22 protein-coding genes and 1 riboswitch are annotated in these 25366 nt (G+C 32.2%); of the genes, 1 reads left to right on the top strand and 21 read right to left on the bottom strand.

The window, feature by feature from the left end; all coding sequences use genetic code 11:
* Positions 1-9: 9 nt before the first annotated feature.
* The 10 genes from tilS to NRK67_15030 all read right to left on the bottom strand — a co-directional run bounded on the left by tilS (position 10) and on the right by NRK67_15030 (position 12301).
* Complete coding sequence (gene tilS, locus NRK67_14985) at positions 10-1374, bottom strand: tRNA lysidine(34) synthetase TilS (protein ID UUV18577.1); 1365 nt, start codon at positions 1372-1374, stop codon at positions 10-12.
* A 41-nt stretch (positions 1375-1415) separates the two neighbouring features.
* Positions 1416-2543: a SpoIID/LytB domain-containing protein gene (locus tag NRK67_14990; protein UUV18578.1), complete on the bottom strand. Its 1128-nt coding sequence runs from the start codon at positions 2541-2543 to the stop codon at positions 1416-1418.
* 1 nt (position 2544) lies between these two features.
* A complete protein-coding gene (locus NRK67_14995; GenBank protein UUV18579.1) occupies positions 2545-4239 on the bottom strand; it encodes a B12-binding domain-containing radical SAM protein in 1695 nt (564 codons plus the stop codon).
* Between the two features lie 17 nt (positions 4240-4256).
* Positions 4257-5234 (bottom strand): endolytic transglycosylase MltG, encoded by a 978-nt coding sequence (mltG, locus tag NRK67_15000; GenBank protein UUV18580.1) that lies wholly within the window; start codon positions 5232-5234, stop codon positions 4257-4259.
* Positions 5235-5381: 147 nt separating this feature from the next.
* Positions 5382-7034, bottom strand: coding sequence for a DEAD/DEAH box helicase (locus tag NRK67_15005; GenBank protein UUV18581.1), 1653 nt, complete (start codon positions 7032-7034; stop codon positions 5382-5384).
* 273 nt (positions 7035-7307) lie between these two features.
* Positions 7308-8942 carry a Na/Pi cotransporter family protein gene (locus tag NRK67_15010; protein ID UUV18582.1) on the bottom strand — a complete coding sequence of 545 codons (1635 nt, stop codon included), beginning with the start codon at positions 8940-8942 and terminating at the stop codon, positions 7308-7310.
* Between the two features lie 134 nt (positions 8943-9076).
* Entirely contained in the window at positions 9077-9478 is a 402-nt protein-coding gene (locus NRK67_15015) for a porin family protein (protein ID UUV18583.1), read from the bottom strand.
* Between the two features lie 109 nt (positions 9479-9587).
* Positions 9588-9869 carry a hypothetical protein gene (locus NRK67_15020; GenBank protein UUV18584.1) on the bottom strand — a complete coding sequence of 94 codons (282 nt, stop codon included), beginning with the start codon at positions 9867-9869 and terminating at the stop codon, positions 9588-9590.
* A 161-nt stretch (positions 9870-10030) separates the two neighbouring features.
* Positions 10031-10369: a hypothetical protein gene (locus NRK67_15025; protein UUV18585.1), complete on the bottom strand. Its 339-nt coding sequence runs from the start codon at positions 10367-10369 to the stop codon at positions 10031-10033.
* 234 nt (positions 10370-10603) lie between these two features.
* Entirely contained in the window at positions 10604-12301 is a 1698-nt protein-coding gene (locus tag NRK67_15030) for an AMP-binding protein (GenBank protein ID UUV18586.1), read from the bottom strand.
* A 220-nt stretch (positions 12302-12521) separates the two neighbouring features.
* Here NRK67_15030 and NRK67_15035 point away from each other — a divergent pair, with 220 nt between their 5' ends.
* Positions 12522-12923, top strand: a complete 402-nt coding sequence (locus NRK67_15035; GenBank protein UUV18587.1) for a hypothetical protein — start codon at positions 12522-12524, stop codon at positions 12921-12923.
* Positions 12924-12981: 58 nt separating this feature from the next.
* Here the strand turns inward: NRK67_15035 and dapF are convergent, their stop codons facing one another.
* The 11 genes from dapF to NRK67_15090 form a co-directional block, all read right to left on the bottom strand.
* Positions 12982-13803, bottom strand: coding sequence for a diaminopimelate epimerase (gene dapF / locus NRK67_15040; GenBank protein UUV18588.1), 822 nt, complete (start codon positions 13801-13803; stop codon positions 12982-12984).
* Between the two features lie 201 nt (positions 13804-14004).
* A riboswitch (Lysine riboswitch) is annotated at positions 14005-14180 on the bottom strand.
* 154 nt (positions 14181-14334) lie between these two features.
* On the bottom strand, positions 14335-14964 hold the full coding sequence (locus tag NRK67_15045; protein ID UUV18589.1) for an O-methyltransferase: 630 nt from the start codon (positions 14962-14964) through the stop codon (positions 14335-14337).
* 58 nt (positions 14965-15022) lie between these two features.
* Entirely contained in the window at positions 15023-16339 is a 1317-nt protein-coding gene (gene rsmB, locus NRK67_15050; protein ID UUV18590.1) for a 16S rRNA (cytosine(967)-C(5))-methyltransferase RsmB, read from the bottom strand.
* 191 nt (positions 16340-16530) lie between these two features.
* Complete coding sequence (locus tag NRK67_15055; GenBank protein UUV18591.1) at positions 16531-16956, bottom strand: peptidylprolyl isomerase; 426 nt, start codon at positions 16954-16956, stop codon at positions 16531-16533.
* A 232-nt stretch (positions 16957-17188) separates the two neighbouring features.
* Positions 17189-17464, bottom strand: coding sequence for a DUF1294 domain-containing protein (locus NRK67_15060; protein UUV18592.1), 276 nt, complete (start codon positions 17462-17464; stop codon positions 17189-17191).
* Positions 17465-17644: 180 nt separating this feature from the next.
* Positions 17645-17887, bottom strand: a complete 243-nt coding sequence (locus NRK67_15065) for a TIGR03905 family TSCPD domain-containing protein (protein UUV18593.1) — start codon at positions 17885-17887, stop codon at positions 17645-17647.
* A gap of 112 nt (positions 17888-17999) precedes the next feature.
* A complete protein-coding gene (gene aqpZ, locus NRK67_15070) occupies positions 18000-18683 on the bottom strand; it encodes an aquaporin Z (GenBank protein ID UUV18594.1) in 684 nt (227 codons plus the stop codon).
* 215 nt (positions 18684-18898) lie between these two features.
* On the bottom strand, positions 18899-21289 hold the full coding sequence (locus tag NRK67_15075) for a glycogen/starch/alpha-glucan phosphorylase (GenBank protein UUV18595.1): 2391 nt from the start codon (positions 21287-21289) through the stop codon (positions 18899-18901).
* A gap of 88 nt (positions 21290-21377) precedes the next feature.
* Positions 21378-22874 (bottom strand): 4-alpha-glucanotransferase, encoded by a 1497-nt coding sequence (gene malQ / locus NRK67_15080; GenBank protein ID UUV18596.1) that lies wholly within the window; start codon positions 22872-22874, stop codon positions 21378-21380.
* Between the two features lie 352 nt (positions 22875-23226).
* Positions 23227-24189, bottom strand: coding sequence for a hypothetical protein (locus NRK67_15085; GenBank protein ID UUV18597.1), 963 nt, complete (start codon positions 24187-24189; stop codon positions 23227-23229).
* 181 nt (positions 24190-24370) lie between these two features.
* Positions 24371-25351: a hypothetical protein gene (locus tag NRK67_15090; GenBank protein ID UUV18598.1), complete on the bottom strand. Its 981-nt coding sequence runs from the start codon at positions 25349-25351 to the stop codon at positions 24371-24373.
* Positions 25352-25366 lie beyond the last annotated feature (15 nt).

A 25366-nucleotide genomic window follows, 5' to 3' on the forward strand; every position in this document is an offset into this window, starting at 1 on the left:
TTTAAATCATTATTGTTGTTGTTTTCCACTGAAGTCTACCTCCTCAATTTTTTCAATTTTCAGTTTTACAGTTTCCTTTTTTAAATCTTCAAAACGCCTATCCCCTCTAATTCCCCCTATCCATAGAATTTCATCTAAATTAGTAATAATTGGAATAGAATCTCTCTCCTCCTTTGGGATTTTCAAGTTGATAAATAAATCTTTTAGTTTTTTCCTTCCACTCATCCCAACGGGGTAAAATTTATCCCCATTTTTTCTTGAACGAACTGTTAAAACATCATCCTTTCTTAGTTTACAATAAAATTCATTTTTTCCTTCTTTGGATTTCTGATCCTCATTAATTAATTGAGCACTTATCTTATAATTATTCCAAAGAACACTCCCTGGAACAGTTAATTTTACAATTAATTGATCATTAAATTTTACTTTTTCTACTTCCACTACCTCTAAAATATCGTATGTTTTCTTGATACGGTATCTGCAATTTCCATATATTTCCTTGCTCCCATCAGAATAAATAAGTTTTTGTATTTCAAGGATTTTATTTCTATTTACAGATATATCAAATTTTTGTAAATATTCTGAGATAATGGTTCGTTGAATAAACTTTTCCTCTTTTTTTAGTTCCCTTACATCTAAAATATCATTTTTTGTGTACTTTTTCAAGTTACTATTAATAATACCATTAAACTCACCTATATCTGAAATTAAATTTATTATTTTTTCTTTAAAATTAATATTATATTCTTTTTCTATGGATGGAATTAAGTTTAACCTAATCTTATTTCTTGTATAGATCTCCTCAAAATTCGTCTTATCTATACAATAATCTATCCCATTTTCATCTAAATATTTTAAGACCTCTTCCTTTCTATAACTTAAAATAGGCCGGATAAAGAATTCCCTCATAACGGGGATTCCCTCTAACCCCTTGAAAGATGTCCCCCGGATAAGACGAAACATAAAGGTCTCCACCACATCATCTTCATTGTGGGCTAGCGCAACCTTGGTAGCCCCCACTTGATCCTTTATCTCTCTAAAAAATCCATACCTTACTTCCCGTCCAGCTTCCTCTTCGGATAAGCCGTGAAGCTTAGCATATTCTTTAATATCGACTTTTTTTGTATAGGTAGGTATATTTTCTGACTCTCCTAAACTTATAACAAATTTTTCATCTCCGTCGCTATCTTTCCCTCTGAGACCGTGATTTATATGGGTAAAGTATATTTTAAGATCCATCCTAACTTTTACTTTCTTTAGGAGGTTGTATAAAAATACTGAATCTGGTCCCCCAGACATGGCTATAACTATTCTATCTCCATATTCTATCAGTTTTTTCTCTTCATTCAATCTTTCAAATTTTTTTAAATCCATAATACACTTCCTTTTTTTACTCAATCCAACACGGATATTTTTTAATTTGTCCTCTTATATTCCTTTATTTCTACACCTTTATAATAGTGTTTGAGTATCTCCTGGTAGTTTTTCCCTTTTTGGGATAAACCATAGGCACCGTATTGACTCATTCCGACTCCATGCCCTGATCCCTTTCCAGTGAATACAAAGTAGTTACCGCTGGATCTTACTCTGAATTGGGTGCTGTATACCTTACCATATCCAACTATACTCCTAAATTTATCTCCTGTTATAGTCTGATTTTTATTTCCGTATACTTTGATCTTGTTGACCCTGTTACTTTTTACCTCTAAGACTTTAAGCCCCTTCACCTTAAATCCGAATCTTTTAGAAATTTCATTTTTAGAGATCTTTACTTCCCATTTCAGTCTAGGGGATTTATTTTCATTTCCCCTGTCATTGACCGATCGGAGGTACGGAGTTGAATTTCCCCCCCATACATCTTCATTGTTAGCAGTTATTCCACCACTGGTGGAATAGTAAAGAGCATTTATCGGTTTTCCACCGTATAATATAACCTTTCCACGGGTAGTATCTATAGATGAATTTATCTTCTGATTTTCCCTATCCATCCCCAGGTACATCTGGGAATTTACATTATCAAACAGGTCAAATTTATCATATTTTGAATATCTTAACCCATAATATAAATAAGACCTGGCTGCCAGACTCTGGGCTTTTATAGCTTCCTCTGGAAAATAGTGCCCTATCTCCGATGGAACTACCGAATATATATAATCCTCTGATTGGACACTGTTTAATGGCAGTACATTATTTTTATAGGGAATAAATTCAAAATCACCCCTGTATCTGCTGAATTTTTTCCCATCCAGACTGATCTTTATAGTCGTTTCAGGGGTTCCCTTATGCAGATAGATCTTCGGTGATCTTTTGTCTTTAAATTTTATCATATCTCCACTGATTGATATAGTCTGAATACTACCAGATTTTATCTCATAGGTATAATATTCATCTGATTTTATCTCTATAATGGCACTCCCGTTCTCTGAGCTCACATATATTTTTTTCCCTTTAAAACGATTAATTCCTACAATCAGATCATCCTGTACATATTCTCCCCCATAGATTGTCAGTCCAATAAATAAAAACATATAGAGTAATTTCATCCTAACACTCCTGTATTTTAGTTTCTTTTCCTTCATATATGAATAACAGCTTTGTTTGTTTTCTTTCACCTGTGAAGATGTCTATATCAAACTCCTCCATCTCTGTATTTTTAAATCCCTGTCTGTTATTTTTAAATTTTGATTCCTCCACCAGTTTTTCTACCAGTTCATGGTAAAGATCTTTATCCTTAGAAGAAGTGAACCACTCTGGATATTTTCCCGGTTTCCCCAAGTTGATATAATCAAATTTTAGATATTGTATAAACCTGATTTTTTCATCATTATCACCTTGTCCAAACTTTTTTTCATTGTAGAAATCCACTAAAAAGTTAAAGATAGCTAATTTTTTATGGGATACCTTAAAGTGGCCTTTCTCCTCATAGAAGTCAGCCAGATCCAAATAAAATTCAAATGGTGAACTATAAAAATTATTTATTAGATAATCCACACTCTTTATAAAATCACCTGAATTATAATAAAAGTCTAAAACTTCCTCTACATCCTTTAATTTTAGGAGTTCTTCATAGGTTATATCGTCATTGGATATAACTTCATAGGGTGGAAATCCCATATATTTATAATCAAATTCCTCTATCTGTCCAGATATCTCAGTCCCTCTCAAAATCTTTAAAAACCCCAATTGAATCATCTCAGGTTTTAAGTCATAGACATAGTTAAATGAGTTCTTAAAAGTTTCAAAATCTTCCTTTGGCAATCCTGCTATAAGATCAAGATGGAGATGGATGTTATCCTTTATAGCCAGCACATTTTTCGATAATTTTTCTAAATCATTTTTACGTCTGATCAACTTCATAGTATTCTCATTGATTGTCTGTACCCCTATCTCAAATTGAAACAGGTCTTTTGGTACTGTGGTCAAAAATTCTATAACTTCATCATCAAATAAATCTGCACTTATTTCAAAATGAAATGTCGTATTTGGTCTGTAATTTTCTATTAAAAATTTCCATACTTCCATATAATGATCTTTTTTTAAGTTAAAAGTCCTGTCTACAAATTTTACCAAATTAACCCCTGCATCTAAAAATGTCATAAGATCTCTTTTTACCCTGGGCAAGCTGAAACTTCTAACACTTTTTTCTATAGAAGACATACAATATGAACATCTAAATGGGCAGCCCCTAGTAGATTCATAGTAAAATATCTTGCCTTTATTTTCCAGCAATTCCCAATTTTCATATGGAAATGGTATTATATCTAAGTTCTCTATAGGGGATTCATGCCCGTTAAACTTTATATCATCTTTATTTTCTTTGCTTCTATAATAGAGTCCTAAAACATCTTTTTCATCTTTTTTTAGGAGGTTAGTTATTATTTGTTCCCCCTCCCCTTCTATTATTCCATCTACCTCTTTATACGTTTCCATAACCTCTACAGCATTATATGAAACTTCCGGCCCTCCTAAATAGATCTTTAGATTAGGATTTATCTTCTTTAATTCCACTATTGTTTTGAATACAAATTCTTTGTTCCAAATGTATGTAGATACCAATAATATTTCTGGTTTTGACTCTATTACTTCCCTTATAATATTCGGCAGTTGATTATTGATACTGCTCTCTACCATTGTAAGACTGTATCCATCTACTTGTTCTATCATTTTTTTTATATATCTGATAGCTAAATTTGTATGGACAAACTTACTGTTTATACCTAAAAGTGTTATGTTTTTCATATTTATTTACCTCTTTTTTATTTTGGTTTATTCTTATTCTGTTTTTGATAGTTTATATGTTCCCTATATGTCTTTGTAAAATGATGACTGTTTGTCCCATCATAGGTCGCTACAAAAAAATAATATCCTGTACTGGCAGGGTTTAAACTGGCTTCTATAGCCACACTTCCAGGGTTTCCAATAGGAGCTGGAGGCAACCCGTGATTTCGATAGGTATTATATGGAGATTCTATCTTCAGATCTTTATAGTAGATCCTCCTCTTTTCATATCCGAATATATAGTTTACCGTGGCATCCGACTCTAGCCTCATACCTTTCTTTATCCTATTATAAAATACCGATGCAATGAGAGGCTTTTCTACATCTAATACAGCTTCCCTCTCTATAATTGAGGCTAATATCAATTTTTCATAAAAATCCTGTTTATCTTTTTCACTCTTACCATAATTTTCTACTGGAAACTTCCTTAAAAACTCTCCTAACATGGTCTCTATTATCACCTTGGGATCTGACCCTATGGCAAAATAATATGTTTCAGGGAAAAAATAACCTTCAAAATTATTGTTGGGAGTAGGATATGGAAATTTAATATCCTTTAAAATATTTTGGAATTCCGATTCACTGATCATCTCATTAGATATTAGGAGTTTTTTTATCTGTTCCACTGTAAACCCTTCTGGGATAGTTATTCTTACCATCTCAGAACGCCCTTCTTTTAAGACTTTAAAAAACTCTGATATTGTATATTCTCTGTCTAGCTTATAATGTCCGGCTTTTATCTCACTGGAGATCCCCGATACTCTGAAATATACCTTTAAAAAAATATTTTGCTCTATCCCTACTTTATTTAAAAAGTCTCCTACACTTTCTCCTTTTTTAAATTCAACTTCTTTTTTTATTTCTGATTTTCTCATATGGATTTCATAATAATATGTCCCCATTCCCAAAAAAAATATTATCACTATACTAAATATAAATATTTTTATCGTTTTCATTTTTTCAACTCCCTCTCATTTTTTAAGCCTAACCTCAACGATTAATCTACTCTTATTTTTAAAGTGACACCCCTTACATTATATACTATATCCTTAGAAAATAAAACATTAAAAAAGGGAAGGTATTAATTCCTTCCCTAAAAAATATTAGTTTTTAGCTTTTTCTACTAATGGTCTTCCACCTTTTCTAGTAGCGTTTAATGCATGGATAATATCCTCTGCTTCAGAAAACGGAACCGTCATAAATGAAAATTCATTCATAATTTTGATATCTTTGATCTTTCTTCCTGGAACTTTAGCTTCTTTGTTGACGATAGCTAATAATTTTCTGGCATCTAAGTTATCTTTTTTACCCATTCCGATAAATAATCTAGTTTGGTTATCTAAAGTTTGTCTTCCGCCTCTATCATTTCTATCTCTTCTACCATCTCTATCGTTTCTATCTCTTCTGTCATTTCTATCATTTGATCTCATGTTATTTCTGATTTTTCTATAAGTTTCCTTATCGAATTCATCATCATATACATGTCTTAATAATGCTGCGATTACATCTACAGGATTACTTTCTACAGCTAGTTCAGTTGCCATATCAGAGTATACTGAGAAATCCTTCTCTGCAATTATCTCTCCTACACAAGCATACAAACTTTCCTTCTTAGCTTTTAAAACTTCATCAATTTCAGGAATAGTCGATTTTTTAATCTCTGCTTTAGCTACTCTTTTGATTCTGCTTAATTTACCCATCTCTCTAGGAGTAACAAATGTTATAGCCACACCTTTTTTACCTGCTCTACCAGTTCTACCGATTCTATGTACATATGCCTCAGCTTCTTGTGGTATAGAGTAGTTGATTACATGAGTAAGGTCATTTACATCTATTCCTCTTGCTGCTACGTCTGTAGCTACTAAGATATTTATGTTTTTTGTCTTAAACTTTCTAAGAGTTCTTTCTCTTTGAGCCTGTGATATATCTCCATGGATTCCTTCAGCTTCATATCCTCTTTCGATAAGCTTGCTAACTACATTGTCTACATCATTTTTAGTTCTACAGAATACGATTCCGTAGAAGTCTACCTCTACATCTACAACTCTGCAAAGAGCTTCAAATTTATCTCCATCTCTTACTTCAAAGTAAATTTGCTCTGTATTTTTAGTTGTAAGCTCAGTAGCTTTAACTCTCATTACTTCAAATTCACCCATATATTTTTTAGCTACTTTTAAGATTTCGTTAGGCATAGTTGCTGAGAAGAATAACATCTTCTTGTCATCGTTAGTTGCCGCTAAGATAGTTTCGATATCTTCTACGAATCCCATGTTTAACATTTCGTCAGCTTCATCTAATATAAAGAAGTCTAAATCTTCTAATACTAAAGTCTTTCTTCTGATATGATCTTGTACTCTTCCTGGAGTTCCTACTACGATATCTACTCCTCTTCTAAGAGTTCTGATCTGTTGGTCCATTGCTTGCCCACCATACACTGGAAGTACCTTTAATCTTCTTTCACCTTTTAAAGAGTTAATTTCTTCTGCTACCTGGATAGCTAATTCTCTTGTAGGAGCTAAAACTATTGCTTTTACTCCTCTTTTATTCTCGTCCATCTTTTCTAAGATAGGTAATGAGAAAGCTGCTGTTTTACCAGTTCCAGTTTGTGCTTGACCGATTACATCTTTATCTCCATTAAGAAGAGCTGGGATAGTAAGTGCTTGTATTGGACTTGGCTTTTCAAATCCTTTTTTTTCTAAAGCTGCTAAAGTCTTTTCTGACAATCCTAATTTTTTAAATTCTACCATTTTTTCCATTTTTCACATCCTTATGTTTTATTAAGGCAGGATCAAATTTTATGCTATATATAATGCTTTCACAAACAATTTATTCCATACGTGGGTATTCATTCGATCTTAAAATCAATACAATTTGAGTCCACCTTTATTTAAATTAACATCATAGTGTAACATATTAATTGAAATAATACTAATATTATTTCAAAAAGTGTATGTTTTCCGTCTTTCCTTTTTCCGAATTCCGAATCATAAAAAAAGAGATCTCCATAAATTGGGAAATCTCTTTTATATCTATATATTCATTATCTCTACTACTGTGAGCATATGATCGCTTAAACGTCTATAATGATTTAACATATCCATATGCCCTGTACTCAGCATAGGTCTTTGTTTTTTATCACTACCCATTCTTTCTAAATGACCTTTTCTTGCTTTTCTATACATATTAGTAATCTCAGTAGATTTTTTTACAGCTTCTATTGTTATGTCTACGTTATTTGTTACATATGCATTATTTACCAGGTCAAAGAACTCTACTACTGCATTATGCAGACAAAATAGATCTTCTTTTTTATGTTGATTGATAACTAGATCATTTTCTTTTAATCTGGCATATACTTTCATAATCCTTTCAGCATAGTCTGTTAAAGACTCATATTGGTCACAGATAGCTATGTTTTTTCTTGTAACCATAACTAAGTGTTGTTCTATATCTAATCCCAAAATTTGTGAATTCAGTTCCGCTACTTCACTCTGAACCATATCCACTTTTTCTTCAATTCTAAACACTTCCGCTATTTCATCAGAATTTTTTGGTAAATTATTTTCTATAACAGTTTTAACTTTTTCTAATGCTAACTTAATATCGTCACCTATAGAAGCTACCTCTGCCTTTGTTTGTTCAATAGCCAAAGTAGGAGTTTCAAGCATCCTTACATCTAGATGTGTATATTTTTTTGCTTTTACTTCATCATTTGGAATTATTTTTTTCAAAAAATTAGCCAGGGGTGTCAACAAAAATATAAATAAAATCGCATTGGTAACATTAAATATCGTATGAGCTGCTGCTAAAAAACCACTTATATTTACACTAGGATCTACAATATGTCCTATCATATTAGTGTATATTCCATATATCGGAAGTACCCATAGGAGTCCAAAGATATTTATAATCGTATGGGCATAGGCTGCTCTTTTTGCATTAGCCTTAGCACCAAATGATGCTAAGAACGCTGTAATAGTAGTCCCTACATTCAATCCCATTACTATAGCTACACCAGTTTGTGCATCGATCAGCCCTTGACTGGCTAACATTATAGTTATTCCTAAAGTAGCTGCTGAAGCCTGCACTATTGCCGTTAAGAATGCTCCTACCATAGCTACTAAGAATGCACTTCCTATCCCTGTTACATGGAATCTTTGAAACATTGCAACAAATTCCGGCATGGCTCTAAGAGGTTCAAAACCATTTTTCATAAGTTCCATTCCAAAGAATATCAGACCTATTCCCATCATTAATTTTGATTTTTCTTTGCCTTTTTCAGTTTTGGCAAACATTCCGATGATAGCCCCGAACCCAGCTAAAGGCAGTCCGTATTTACCAACCTTTAGAATAAGCAGCCAACCTACAGCAGTAGTTCCTATATTGGCTCCTAAAATAACTCCCAAAGCCTGAGTAAGGTTCATTAAACTGGCATTTACAAATCCAATTACCATAACCGTTGTTACAGATGAAGATTGAACTAAAATTGTAATTACTATCCCTACTAAAACACCTAAAAATCTATTTTTAGTCACGATTGCAATTACATTTTTTAACTTATCTCCCGCTACCTTTTGCATTGCATTGGCCATATTCTCCATTCCATATAAGAAAATTCCCAATCCACCAATTACATTCAATATTATATTCAACGCATTTCCCATTTATTTGCTCCTCTAAATAATTTTTTTGCATGTTTTACATAATCTTTACACGCAGTTTACAAGACTTTTACACAGCCTTTGAAATTATACAATAACACCTGTAAAAAGTCTAGAAAAAAAGAGCACCTAAGTGCTCAGAATCTATATTTGCAGCCAAATGTGATTTTTGTTGAACTATACAAACTTTTTTCATCTTGGTGAGGTATCCCGATATTTTGATAATTATATTTTCCATATAATATCTCTACCTCAACGTCTTTAAAAGTAATGCCAACACCTATCCCATAATTTACCCTCTGTGATAGGTCATCTAAAAATGCATCAAAAGCTATATCTTCACCTTCAACCAAGTTAACTCCCATAGAAAATAAATAATAGGGAGAAGATTGGTCTTCTAGATCCAGTAGATACTTTAGTTTTGCATAATAAGGTATTATTTTTGTGCTGACCCCCACATTTATATAGGGCTCTTCCCCTGTTTCAAACTCCAGTCTCCGATAAAATCCTGTCGGTATTCCAACCTCTCTCTCTATCATAGTCAAGAGTGTATTATCTTCCTCAACTTTTATAGTTCTCCCCTCTAGAGAAGGTAGAGGGTCTCTGCCAAAACATATTCCACAATATAAAAACATCAACAGAAGTAAACTAAATTTTATTAAAATAATAATCTACTCCTATGGAATTTTCCAAAGACAGGAATGTCTCTCCCTCTTTGAAGGTATATTCCTCCAAAAGAATATATTTTACCCCATCCTCCTCATAAATATATCTAAATTCCAAATCATTAACCTTTTTCCTGTTCACAGAATCAACTTCAAATTTTATATCTTTTTTAAAGATTTTTTTTAGGAGTTCTCCATCTTTTTTATCTAATTTACATGGAAAATTATCTTTTTTCATCAATATTTCTAGAAATTCTTTTTTCATAAAAAACACCTCAATAAATTTATTCTTGATATCTAAATATTACCAATTTTTTTGAATTTACCTTTACCTAACATCATACTACGATATCTCTATAATATCGATTTTACTCAGACAAAGAAGAAGGCCTCTTCCCTCTTTTAATTTTTCAAACATCTGTTCTCTTACCCCAAAATTACCCCAAACATCTCAAATATAACTCTAATTACTTCTGCTACACCAGATAGCACAGAGATCTTAGCAAGAACCGCATATCTCTTTAGACCCTCATATTTATTAGCACTTCTCCAGATTGCAACACATATAAAAATAGTATAAATAAAAACAAAAATATTTAAAATAAGCACAAATATAAAACCAACTTTTGTATAAAATCCGATATTTTTATGCCCAATATAAGCAAAAATAATATTAAAAAATATATTGGCAATTACACCAAACTGCCAGTATGTAATCACTAAAGGAACATCACCATACCATAGAGTTCTTATCAGGTTTTTCATTCTTCTCCACCTCTCGGAATATAAATCTATTTAATTAACAGTTAACTATAAATTGCATAATAATATAAATAAAATAACGACTTTATTAGTTTCAATATTATTAACTACTAAAAATAAACAGTTATTCCTTTAGAGATAATTTTTTTTAATGATTTTAATACTCTACATTTTTTATAAGTTTTACTTTGTAATCAATCCAAATTTTTTAATCCTTGATTTTTAAAACACCAAAAGCTACCTTTCCCCAACTTCCTCTAAAAAATTATTTATCTTTTCATTTTCCCTTTTATTCACCATATGTCTTCTTACTTTCATAGTCCCTGTATAAGTTTCATCCTCTATTGTAAATCTAGGAATCAGCAATATATCTCTCGGTTTTTGATGTGAAACCAGGTGACTTGTCAGTCTTTTCACCTCACTCTTTAATAAGATATTTAATTCGCTCTCATGTACTTCGTCATAGTTTTCCGGAACTGTCAAACATGCATATAAATTTTTGCACCCATCTCCTATAACCATCACATCATCTATAATATCTGATTTCTTTAATTCATTTTCAATAAACTCCGGGTGGATGTTCTCGCCACCTTTCAAAACTATCATATTAGTTTTTCTACCACTTATATATAATTTTTCATCTTTATAATAACCTATATCTCCAGTATGAAGCCAGCCGTCCTTTATTACCTTAGCACTCTCATCTCTATGATTCCAGTACCCTTTCATTACACAACTTCCTTTTAAAAGTAATTCTCCCTTGAGATCCTTTCCTCTATTTCCTGTTTCATCTAAAAATGTGAAATTTCCAAAAGGCTCCTCTAAGAGCCACTCTAGCAGGTCCCCAGAACTCCCGTAACTATAATTCTCTAAACTATCCACACTGACAACTGGTGATGTCTCAGATAACCCATACCCCTGCATCACCGGCAGCCCTAAATAACCAAAGTACCTTTGTAAATTTATATCCAGTGCTGCACCTCCAGAGATAAATTCTCTGAATTTTCCTCCAAAAACAGACCTGAGTTTAACCAGTAATCTCTTATCTAAGATGTCATAGGTCTGCCTGTATTCCTCATTGGGAGTAAAATCATACCTATCTCCTTTTACAAATGGGGCAACCTGTAACAACTTCTTATAGCCCTCTTCAGCTTCTAAACCAGCACTTTTCATCTGTTTTTCTATACTTCCTTTTATCATCTCCAGTATTCTCGGTACAGCCAGTATTATAGTAGGCTTAAACAGAGGTATATTCCCAACAAAATTTCTCGGATTTTCTGTAAATCCTAAACTCAACCCACTGCTTATAGAACCTATAACTTCTACAGCCAAGGAAAAACTATGCCAATAGGGAAGAATTGAATAGAGGCAGTCATCAGTTGTTAATTCTTTTACCTTAACAATAGACTTTCCATTACTGATCAAATTTTTATGGGTAAGCATCACTCCCTTTGGATTCCCTGTAGAACCACTGGTATATATTAGAGCTCCTATATCTTCTGAATCGGTGTTATTTTTATCTTCATAACTTGAATTTTCAGATAACTCACCTAAATTTTCCAAAAGGATAATCTCTGCTTCTGGATAAAGATTTTTTATTTTATCTTCCAATGAAGAGATCGTTAAAATAACTTTAGGAGTTGAATCCTCTAATATAAATTTTAATTCAGCTTCCCTGCTGTTTTCATTTATAGGAACAATAATTCCCTCTGCCATCCATACAGCATAGAGAGATTTTAGTTGTCCAATGGATTTAGGAGTTATTATTCCTACCCTGTCCCCTTTTTTTATCCCTCTTTCCATAAGATAGCCAGACCATTTTAAAACTTCTTTTATTATTTCATCATATGTATAATTTTTTAAAGCTGATTTGATAAATATATCCTCTCTATATTTTTCCTTAGCTGTCAATATACATTCTTTTAGTGTTTTCATCGGTAAATTCTCCTACTTTTTTTATTTAATATAGATTTAACATACAATTGATATCAAAACCATACACTTAATTATAGCAGATTTTAAAAGCAAATTAAAATCTAAATTTTAAAGGATTTTAATAAATTTTCTATATCTATTATAATATAGATATATCTCTATCTGTATTGAAACTGACCTTATATAAAAAAATTATTCTAGCTAATCTGGAGGTATCATTATGAAAAAATGGATGGATCACATATCGGAAGTGGATATAAAAAGTATTGAAAAAGTTCCAAATCATGAAAATTACTATACTTATTGTGATAAGCATGATATCCATCATCTAGTAGATGAGGAAAGGGAACTATGTTTTGGAAAAGAGATCGAAATCTTTGCCAACGGTGATTATGCAGTCACTAAAGATTATGATACTTGGACCCTTTATAGAGATGAAACTCCTCTTTGCAGCGGAGTTTGGGTTACTTCCCATATGGATGGTAGTTACAAATATAAATTTTATAATGACTCCTTCAATAAATATGTCGTTCGAAGTGTTACTGCTGATGGAGATCATAAGGACGAAATCGAGGGACACGAAGAGCACAAAATGGAACAGGGAGATTATAACGTGGTATAGGAAAATAGGAATTTGCCTCTAATAGAGCAAATTCCTATTTTTATTTCAATCTAATTTTTTATTCTTGATTTTCAAAGTAACCAGAAGCTACCTTCACTCCAGTACCTATCATATAAATTTCTTCCCCTAATTCAATCTCCAGCTCTCCTAATAGATGTTGAACCACCACATTATTTCCCATAAGATTCAACCTTTTAGCTACAATTGCTGATGCACAGCTCCCAGTTCCACATGCCAATGTCCGTCCTACTCCCCTCTCCCACGTTTTTATCCTTAATTTACCGTCCTCTACCTTACAAAAATTAACACTGGTATCCAATGGGAAAAATTCCAAATCATTTATAAGGGGACCATATTTATCTACAAATTCATTTGAAATATCATCTACAAAAACTACACTGTGGGTAGTTCCCATAAATAGAGAAGTTATATAAAATTCTTCATTTTCAATCTTTACCTTCTCATTAAATAACTCCCCTTGAGAACACAACTTAATAGAATCATGATAATAATTTTCCCTTCCCATATTAACCTTTACCATAAATGGATTATCGTTAATAATTTTTGCTTTTAAAATTCCTGCTCCTGTTCTAATCGTTAACTCCTCTTTATTTATTAAATTATGATTTTTTAAGTAAAGACAAAAACACCTAAATCCATTTCCACACATAGTATCAAAACTTCCATCAGCATTATAAAAGATCATTTCATTATTATTATTTTCATCTTTAGAAACAACAATTAACCCATCAGCACCAATACCAATCTTCCTGTTACAAATATTTTTAGCCAATTCAGAATATTTTAAATTTTCCTTTATTTCCCCTTCACCTATAATGATAAAATCATTTCCCAGTCCATGATATTTTTCAAACTTCATAATCATCCCTCCCAAATTTAATAAAAATTTAAAACAAAAAGCAACGTGACTTTGCATCCAGACAGGCACAATTTAAATTTACAAAGTAAATTACTGGTATTATGCCCCGACTATAATTTCCCAGATAACAAAAAAAGCCGACAGATTTTATCTGTCGGCTTCTATTTTTTTAAGCTGTTGGAAGCTCATCTGAATAAAATACCTTCAGATAGCGCTCCATTGAAAACTTCAATGACAGTGATATAATTATTCATTATATCCCCAGTAGTATTTTTCTGTAAAAAAAATACCCTTCGGCAAAAAATCCTTTCATCTAGTTTCACAGACTAACCATCTCCACTAAACTACTAATATCAAGTGCAACCTCTATCAACATTTAATTGTAATAATACATTATACCTCAAAATTATGATAAATCAATATATATAATTTAAATAATTATTATCAACTATTATTACAATATTTTTCCTGTTTATTCTTCATCTAAATAGATAGAAAAGTTAGACTAAAGAATAAAAAATACAAAGTTTTCTATTCCCCTTTATATACTAGCCCTATTCCGTCTCCAAAAGGTAGAAGTACAAAATTTTCATTTTCATGAAGATATTCAATAAATTCATTTAACTTTCTAACAATAGTCCTAAACCTTTTAGGATATTCATTATATAGATATCCTCTAAACATGATATTATCTATGAATATTACCCCGTCTTTTTTTAATAACTTATAAGAATCTTTATAAAAATCCATATATTTTCCCTTGGCTGCATCAATAAAGATAAAATCAAAGGTATCATCTAATTTGGGAATCTCTACAAGAGCATCTCCTAAAATCTGGTTTACTCTGGAGCTATATCCCATCTTTTCAAAATTCACACGGGCTTCGTTATATCTTTCTTCATCTATCTCTAGAGTTGTAATAGTGACATCTTCATTTCCCTGCAACATAACACTTCCTGAGTATCCAATAGCAGTCCCAACTTCTAATATGTTTTTACACTTATTAGATTTGATCATAAATTTAAGATACTCTGCCACTTCCTTTGTAACAATGGGTACATTATGTTCTTTTGCATATTCTTCCATCTCAAGAATAACTTCATCTCTTTCTATAATCTTAGACACTACATACTCATTTGCTTTTATTAAATCATCTATCATAAACTTCTCCTTTTTTATAAAGAAAAGGTAGACATAAAATCCACCCTTCCATATTTTTCTATTTTTCTATTTTCTTCATCTTAACCATATAGAATCCATCTAAGAACTCATCAAATATATTCAGTCCACCTAATTTATCAAAACTTCCATTTACATTAGGAGATATTTCTACTTTTTCTACTTCAAAGTTAGGATTTGTCTTTAAAAATCTAGTTATATTTTCAAGGTTTTCCTTATTAAGGATAGTACAAGTACTATATACTAGAGTTCCACCTATTTTTACTACTTTAGCAGCAGCATTTAATATATCCAGCTGTAATCTAGCTAATTCCTGAACATTTTTCATCTTCTTAGTATAAAGTACTTCCGGCTTCTTTCTGATTACTCCAAAACCACTACATGGTGCATCGACCAATACTCTATCAAAAGATTCTAATCCGAACTCTTTTTCTACTAATCTGGCATCCATAAGTTCAGCTTGAACTATATCTATTCCCATTTGCTTTGTTCTGCTCTCAATTAATTTCAACTTATGTTCATGAATGTCTAAGGCTACTATCTCCCCTTCATTGTCCATCATCTCTGCCATAGCCATAGTTTTTCCCCCAGGAGCACTACAAGTATCCAACACTCTATCTCCTGGTTGAGGATCTAAATATTTAGCCGCTAAAAATGAAGATCCATCCTGTACTGTGATTTGACCTCTTTTAAATTCATAAGTTTCCAATATGACTCCTGAATCAATATAATAAACATCTTCTACTTTTTTCAAAATATTTATGTTTTTCATCTTTAATAGATCTAGAAAATCTTCCTCATTATAGTTTAATTTATTTATCTTTACACTGATATTAGGGATTTTTTTATAAGATTTAAGTATCTCTAAATAATCTTCTTTATGCTCCCATTTAATCTCATCAAAGAACCATTTTGGATATGATAAAACTATATCTTCCTTTCCCTCTTCTAATAATTTTTCTATATCTTCATCTTTTTCCCTGATAAATGATCTAAGTACACCATTTACAAAACTTCCGATAAATGTTCCACCTCTTAATTTAGCTACTTCTACACCTTCGTAAACTACCCCTGCATCATCTGAGTCCATAAAGTGTATTTGGTACATAGATAATCTAAGTAAATTTCTTACCCATAATTTATCTATACTTTTTACCCTTTTATTTATTGAGTAGTCCAAAAATATTACATTTCTGATAACTCCATAAAATACTTCTGTGATAAACCCTTTTTCCCCACGAGTTAATCCCGGAAGCTCTGTTTCTTTCTCTTTAAAATAATCATTCAATAATATATTTGAAAATTTTCCATGCTCATACTGCGATAACAATCCTATTATATCCATTTTTAAACTCAAACTAACACCTCTTTTAATTTATTTGCTAAATATTATACCATAAATTCAAATAAAATTAATATTTAATAGTCAAGAACGACCCAATTACTAATTTTATATTCTCTTATCCAGAAATTTCATATTCTTTTAAAGATTTAAATTTTTTAAAGACTTAAATTAAGCATAACTGAATGTAACATCACGTCACTGTTTTACTTAACTTTTACTACTTTTATCTCAAAATTAAGGGTCATTCCTGCATAGGGGTGATTCCCATCTACAATGACTTTATCCTCCTCTGAAATAACTTCCTTTATAGTAAAAACTCCTACACCTTCATCTGTGTCAGCTTCAAATTCCAACCCTTCGTAAAGGCCCATCCCGTCAAATTCTTCTATAGGCATCTCGATCGTAAGATTTTCATCATATTCACCATACCCCTTATTAGGAGTTATTTTAACATTAAATTTATCTCCTGTTTTTTTCCCTAGAAGAGCTTCTTCTAGCCCTATAACTACAGCTTCATCACCATAGGTGAAAGTTAACTCATCACCCTTGGTAGTTTTATCCAATAAATTCCCCTTATCATCTCTCAATACAAATTCTAAAGTTACTTTTTTTCCATTTTCTATTTTCATTTTTAATACTCTCCTTATTAGTTATAATTTTATTTTTGTCACGAATTTCACGAACAAACCCCTACACTAAGCTCACTAAGCTTTTTGAAACAAGATCACTAAATCTCAGCTTCTCCTTATAGGCTCTTTTTTTGTTCTTTGTGAGCTTTCTACCCAAGGTTTTTAATTTTTACTTTTTTATTGTACATTATATATCTTAAATTCCAATTGGTGTCCATTGGCGGCTGAGTTATTAGCTGCTCATTAAAACTTTATAAACAGAATACCACCCATAAACTCCTAGCACTATCGATATTGGTACCAATAGATTAAAATACCACTTTCTCGTTTTATGTCTAAAGGTATACATCCCAATAAACCCACCTATTCCGCCCCCTATAAAACAAAGAAGAAACAATGTCTTTTCAGATACCCTGGAATAATCTTTTTTAGCCTTATACTTATCTATTCCAAAGATTAAAAAAGTTAAAAAATTTATTATTCCCATATAAATATATATGTATTTCATCTAATCCCTCCTATTCCTTTCGTGCAAGATTAAAAACTACATTTAGTTTAAATTATGGCTATTATTGAAATTTATAAGTTATGTTTTTTCAGATCTTTTAATTTTACCATATTTTTTCTAAAATATAACAAATTTAAAGGAGGTTTCTAGTATTTATAAACTAAAAACCTCCTTCTAATTTTATTTAATAAATTCACCCAATGCTTTAGCTAGCTGATCAGGACATGATGTAGGTCTCTTTCCACACTCAGTTCCCTGTAATCTTGTAACCACATCTTCTACTTTCATTCCCTCTACTAAAGCTGATAACCCGATAGCATTTCCTGCACATCCGCCATTAAACTTTACACTCTTAACAATACCTTCCTCTATTTTAAAATCTATTGTCTTAGCACATACTCCACTAGTTGTAAATGTTTGCATCTTTTCCTCCTAATTTTATGTATATTTTCATCAATTATTGTAGCACTTTAGTCAAGAATTATCAACTGTTTTTCCACTAACTAGCGCCTCTAAAATTAGAATTTCTTTATTTTTATTCCATGGTTTTGTATATAAGAGCTCCTAAAATAGCTCCTATAATCGGTGCTACCCAAAATAACCATAATTGATCTACAGCCCATCCCCCTTGAAAAATAGCAACTGCTGTACTTCTAGCAGGATTTACAGATGTATTCGTTACTGGAATACTTATTAGATGGATCAGTGTTAACCCTAAACCTATAGCTATTGGTGCGAACCCTTGAGGAGCTCGTTTATCTGTCGCTCCCATTATAATAATTAAAAATACTGCTGTAAGAACTATTTCCACAACTAACCCTGCCAATAAACTAAACCCCATGGGAGAATGGATCCCATATCCATTTGAAGCAAACCCATTGGCTGACACATCAAAACCTGATAAACCTGAGGCTATAATATACAGCACCCCTGCACCGAGTATCCCCCCTAATACCTGGGAAACTATATAGGGCAACAGCTCTTTTTTATCAAATCTCCCACCTATACAGAGTCCGATAGAAACCGCCGGGTTTAAATGACAACCTGATATATGTCCAATTGCAAAAGCCATAGTTAAAACTGTCAGACCAAAAGCCAGAGAGACCCCCATAAAACCTATTCCTAAATCTGGAACCCCTGCTGCAAGTACAGCACTTCCACATCCTCCTAATACCAACCAAAAAGTTCCAATAAATTCTGCTATCAGTTTTCTCTTCATAACAATCCCTCCAGAAATAATTTAATTTAGATAAGACTCATCCAATCTTTTCTGATCATTCTCGCCATATTTTTTTCAGACAGTTTCTACCTTACTTCTACTTCTTTATTTATTTTTCACCTTTAAAAAAAGAAAAAGATTAAATTAATAACCTTTTTCTCTTCCTATATCTTAATATTTATAACTTTTTAAATCATATCAGAGGTAAAAATTTTCTATATTCTTTTCCCCTCTATCTTCCATATCTCCTTTGCATATTGAGCTATTGTTCTATCACTGGTAAATTTCCCTGCATTAGATATATTCATCCATGCTTTCTTAGCCCATCCTAATCTATCTTCAAAGGCACCATCTATACTCTCTCTAACCGTTCTATAATCATCAAAATCCTGTAATACGAAGTAGTGATCTGGTGCATGCCAAGAGGCTCCTACTAATAGTGCATCATGTAACTCTTCAAACATTCCTGTGTCACCGTCACTATAAGTCCCATCTATCAGCTGATCCATTACTTTTTTCAACCCCTTAGTTTCATTCATTACCTTAGTTGGATTATACCCGGTTTTTTTCAACTCTATTATATCTTCTACCTTCATTCCAAAGATGAAGTTGTTTTCGATTCCTGCTTCCTCAACGATCTCTACGTTGGCTCCATCTAGTGTTCCTAGTGTAGGAGCTCCATTCATCATAAATTTCATATTTCCTGTTCCACTGGCTTCCTTTCCTGCAGTAGAAATTTGTTCCGATACATCTGCTGCCGGGAATATAAGTTCAGCTGGTGAAATATTATAATTCTCTACAAATACAACTTTTATTCTTCCATCTACATCTGCATCATCGTTTACAGTTTTTGCAACTTCATTGATTAATTTTATAATCCCCTTAGCTCTAAAATATCCAGATGCTGCCTTAGCTCCAAAGATATAAGTTTTAGGAGTAATTTTCATCTCAGGGTTCTCTTTTATTCTATTGTACAGATCCATTATATGGAATATATTCAATATTTGTCTCTTATACTCATGCAGTCTTTTTACTTGTATATCAAATATAGAATCAGTATCTACATCTATTCCTGTATTCCCCTTTATGAATTTAGCTAACTGCTCTTTTTTAGTGTTTTTTATATCTAAAAACCTATTTAATATTTTTTCATCTGTCACATAAGTTTCTAGTTTTTTTAGTTCACTCAGATCAATAGCCCAATTGTCACCAATTAATTCTGTAATCAACGCAGATAATTCAGGGTTAGATTTTAACAGCCATCTTCTTTGAGTAACTCCATTAGTTTTATTTTGGAATCTTTCAGGGTATAATTCATACCAGTCTTTTAATTCTGCATTCTTTAATATCTCTGTATGAAGTGCTGCTACACCGTTTACAGCATAAGAACCATAGATTGCAAGCCAGGCCATATGAATTAAGTTTGTGTTTTCATCGACTATTGCCATTTCCTTTCTTCTTTCTAGATCTGCCGGGTATTTTTCCTCCAACAACTCTTGAAATTGTACATGAATTCTTACAATTATATTGTATATTCTAGGTAATACCTCTTTAAATAATTCTGTATACCATTTTTCTAAAGCTTCTGATAAGATTGTATGATTAGTATATGCAAAGGTTTTTCTAACTATTTTCCATGCATCACCCCACAATAACCCCTCTACATCTATTAAGATTCTCATTAATTCAGGTATTGCTACCACTGGATGGGTATCATTTAATTGAATACTTGTAAAATCTGGTAACATACTAAAATCTGTTCCATGCTTTAACTTAAATTTTCTAATGATATCCTGTAGTGACGCTGAGGTAAAGAAATATTGTTGCTTCAATCTTAATTTTTTTCCCTCATTGGTATCATCGTTGGGATATAAAACTCTAGATATATTTTCCGCTTCATTTTTTTCCTTCATAGCTTCTGCATAATGCTGTTCATTGAATTCACCTAAATTCAGTTCCTCCACTGGTTCTGCCTGCCATAATCTGAGTGTATTTATATTATTAGTTCCATATCCAATGATAGGCGTATCGTAAGGCACAGCCATCACACACTCATCTTTATTAAATCTTACTTCTACCTTATCCCTGTCCTTTCTAAGACTCCAAGGATCTCCATACTTTAACCAGTTATCTGGATATTCCACTTGGAATCCATCTTCAAATTGCTGTCTGAACATCCCAAATTTATATCTGATACCATATCCTGTTCCAGGCAGGTTTAATGTTGCCATAGATTCGATAAAACAAGCTGCTAATCTTCCTAATCCACCATTACCTAATCCTGCATCTGATTCAGCACTCTCTATCTTATTTATATCAATATTCAGCTCTTCCAATAACTCCTTAACCCCTTCATATACCCCTAAGTTGATTAAGTTATTACTAAATGCTCTTCCCATTAGATATTCTGCAGAAAAATAAAAAGCTTCTCTGCCATTATTATACAGGTCTTTAGTCTCTTTCCAAGATCCACCTATCTCCTCCATTATCGTTTGAGACAATGCATCATATATTTCAAAATCCAGCCCTTCAGATATTTTTTTCCCGTATTTAACCAATAATTTTTTCTCTAAACCTGTTTTGATTACATCTTTTTTAAATTTCATGTATTCCTCCCATATCGCTTAAAGCGAAATTAAAAATGATTTAAATTTACTCTTTATATTCAACGTTTTAATTCCCAGCTATTCCTTCCTATCTACCGTATTTAATTGTCATTTCCTTTATTTTTTCAGCCAATTCATCAGTGAGTTCATCACCTTTCAATCTCCATTTCCAGTTATTTCCCAATGTTGATGGTATATTCATTCTGGCTCTATTATCTAATCCTAAAAAATCCTGCATCTGAGCTATAGTTATATGGGAATTAGATTTCCAGATAGCTTCTATAAATACATCGTTTATTTTTTCCCCCTCAAACTTTTTTAACTTTAAATATTTTTTTAAATATTTTTCAGCATGTTCCCTGTCAACTTTCACTACATTTTCATACCAGCCTACCACAGTTTCATTGTCATGGGTCCCTGTATAAGCCGCTGAATTTTCAGAATATTTATGGGGAAGATAGTCACTCTCCTCCCTCGAATCAAAAGCAAACTCCAATATTTTCATCCCTGGATACCCGCTATCTTTCAGAAGTTTCCTCACCCCTTTAGTTAAAAATCCTAGATCTTCAGCAATAATAGGCAGCTCACCCAACCCATTTTTTATAGCCTTAAATACTTCTATCCCTGGTCCCTTTACCCATCTTCCAGGTCTGGCAGTAGGAGCATTTGCCGGGATCTCCCAATAAGATTCAAATCCTCTAAAATGATCTATCCTTACCATATCATACAGCTCAAATGCTGCTCTCATCCTTTCAATCCACCACGAATAACCTCTCCTTCTCATAATTTTCCAGTTATACAGTGGATTGCCCCACAGCTGACCTGTACTGCTAAAAGCATCTGGCGGGCAGCCTGCCACAACCTTTATATTTTTTTTCTCATCGAATAAAAACAACTCAGTTTTTAACCACGCATCTACACTGTCACCGGATATAAATATAGGCAGATCCCCTATTATCTTCACCTGATTTTCATTGGCATAGTCTTTCAATTTCCCCCACTGGGTATAAAATAAATACTGTAAGTAGATATAATAATCTATTTTTTCTTTCAACTCTAATCTATATTTTTTTAAAGTATTGATATGGGCAAATTTTTCTTCCTTTACCCATTTTGTCCACTCTACTCCATTGTTTTTATCTTTTAATGCCATGAATAAAGCATAATCATCTATCCAATAGATATGTTTTTTCTTAAATTTTTCTATCTCTTCTAAAAAATCTTTCCCCTCATTTAAATAAGCTTTTTTCAAAAGTTTTAATTTATTTTTATATAGTTTTTCGTAGTCTATATATTCCCTGCTATCTCCTAAATCTGTATCTTCCACCTCTTGCCTATCTAATCCACCTCTCTCTATCAACTCTTCTAAATCAATAAAATAAGGATTCCCTGCAAAGGCCGAAAAGGATTGATATGGAGAATCTCCATATGAAGTTGTTCCCAATGGGAGAATCTGCCATAATTTTTGTCCTGATTTTTTTAAAAAGTCAACAAATTCATAGGCTTCCCTTCCAAAGGTTCCTACCCCTCCATCTCCACTTAAAGATGAGATATGCAGCAATATCCCACTACTTCTTTTAAACATATTTATTCCCCCCATCGCCTATGGCGAATTAATCATTTAAATTTTATACTTAAACTTTAAACATTCCACTAAGTAAGTGTAGTAATTATGATTTTATTTATATAATTAGTGATCTAAGTTTTAAAGGTATTCTGACTATTGTATTAATTTCCTTTTTATGGAAACGTTTCCATATAATATTAATACAAAAAACAAAACTTGTCAAGAAAAAGTCTTCTGTTTTTCTACAATTATTCTCATTTTCAAACATATAGTCTTATTAAAGTGGCTAATTTTATTGTTTTCATATTAAAATTATTGCTCATATATAAAAAAACACCCCTTTATTAGGAGTGTTTTTTAACAGACACAATTAAAACTTACTTGTATATCCAAACCTTATAAATGCTGTATCGTCTACATTACCAGTTGAGTTTTCTTCATTTTTTTCAACATAGTATCCGCCTTGAAAAAAGACTGAATTATTTTCATCCATCAATTTACTCAATTGAATCGATGGTTCTGCATACAATACATACGTTTCATGCCCTTCTACTCCACTGCCACTTACATTATTTAAATCAGTAAAATGCCTGGCACCAAATGAATAGGGATCAAATCCACCTTCTAACAGTGCTTCTAACTTTATACCATTTTCAGCCTCATAAAGAGGATAATTAGCATATACATAAGCTTCTATATCTACACTATTGTAGTCATCTGAACCTTCTCCGACAAATGTATAGTCATAATAGATATTTCCTTCAACTGCTATATAATCATTTATTGTATAGAAATTTTCAAATGATGATGTAAAAGAATAATCATTAGTTGTATCTTCTGTTTCTGGTGACGTATGTTTAAATCCTACACCTGCCCTTAAGTAGGAGCTCAGCCCTTCAACATCTGTAAATAATCCCCATGTTGGCTGTACCCTGAAATATTGTTCATTGCCACCGTCACCGCTGCCATACGTGTTTGTCTTCAACTCAGTTCTAATCAGCATATTTTTCACAGACGTTTGAGTATGTAATCTGAATCTTATCTCTGTCCCGTCATCTACAGTATTACCACTGTCTCTGGTATCTCCAAAACTTCCATAACCTACATCATTGTAATGTCTGAGTCTCATCTCTAACCTATTATTTTTATTCAGATGGAAGTTCCCGTTCATCTCTAGTCTGTTCTCATCAAATCTCACCCTGTCATTGATGTTAAAAACACTTAATTGTTTTTCCTCCTGGGTCAATACTTCTGCATCACTGTCTTCCATTGCAAAAGATATCATCCCCATAGTCATCAATCCGGCTAATACAGTTATTTTTTTTATATTCATCTCTTTCCCTCCAAAATAAATATTTTTTATCCCCAGTAAATTGTTCTTCTATAATTTACATCCCCAATCTAAAAATTCCTTTTTTATTTCCAAAAAAATAATGATAAGAACAAATAAAACAACAACAAAAACACCCCTTTACAGGGGTGTTTTTTCAATATAATTTTTATAAAAAATTAGTTTAGAATGCAGATGTAAATCCGACTCTTACGAATGCAGAGTCATTGTACTTGTCTGAAGAACCACTAAATGATTGACCTGTAGTAGCTTTTTTATCGTTAGCTTCAGTCATCTCTATATAGTATCCAGCTTGTACATAAACTGAGTTATTTTCATTTAATGTTTTAGTAGCTTTTACTGACGGCTCAGCATATAATACATATGATTCTCCACCTTCACTATCTTTTGTAACATTATTTAAGTTTTCAATGTCTCTAGTTCCGAATGTATATGGGTCTGCTCCACCTGCAAATAACGCCTCTACTTTTACGTCATTAGCATGATATAATGGATAATTAGCATATGCATACGCCTCTATATCTACATTATGGTATTTATTGCTGTTTCTAGCAAATGTATAGTCGTAGTATACATTACCTTCAATTGCGAAATAATCATTTATTGTGTAGTAGTTTTCAAACGATGATGTAAATGAGAAATCTTCTCCTGATCCAGATGTGTGGTTCATTCCAAATCCTGCTCTTGCTAATGAACTTAATCCTTCAACATCGTTGAATAAGTGCCATGTTGGTTGAACTCTGAAGTATTGAGTATTCTTTGAGTTATCATAAGTATTTGTCTTTAACTCAGTTCTAACTTCCATATTTTCTACAGATGTTTGAGTATGTAATCTCATTCTTAATTCAGTTCTTCCTGTAGTTTCCTCTTTACCAGTTCCATCTCCTGTATCTGAACCAAATGTGTTTCCTACTTTATTATAGTCTCTAACCCTTACTTCTAATCTATTGTTTTCATTTAAATGTAAGTTTCCATTCATCTCTAATCTGTTTTCATCAAATCTTACTCTGTCATTGATATTAAAGATACTTAATTCTTTTGCTTCCTGAGTTTTTAATACCTCAGCTTCCCCTTCTTCCATTGCAAATGATGCCATTCCAACTGTCATTAATCCAGCTAATAAAGCTATTCTTCTCTTGTTCATTTGTTTCCTCCTAAA

Source organism: Fusobacteria bacterium ZRK30 (genome assembly GCA_024628785.1).
GTDB lineage: Bacteria > Fusobacteriota > Fusobacteriia > Fusobacteriales > Fusobacteriaceae > Psychrilyobacter.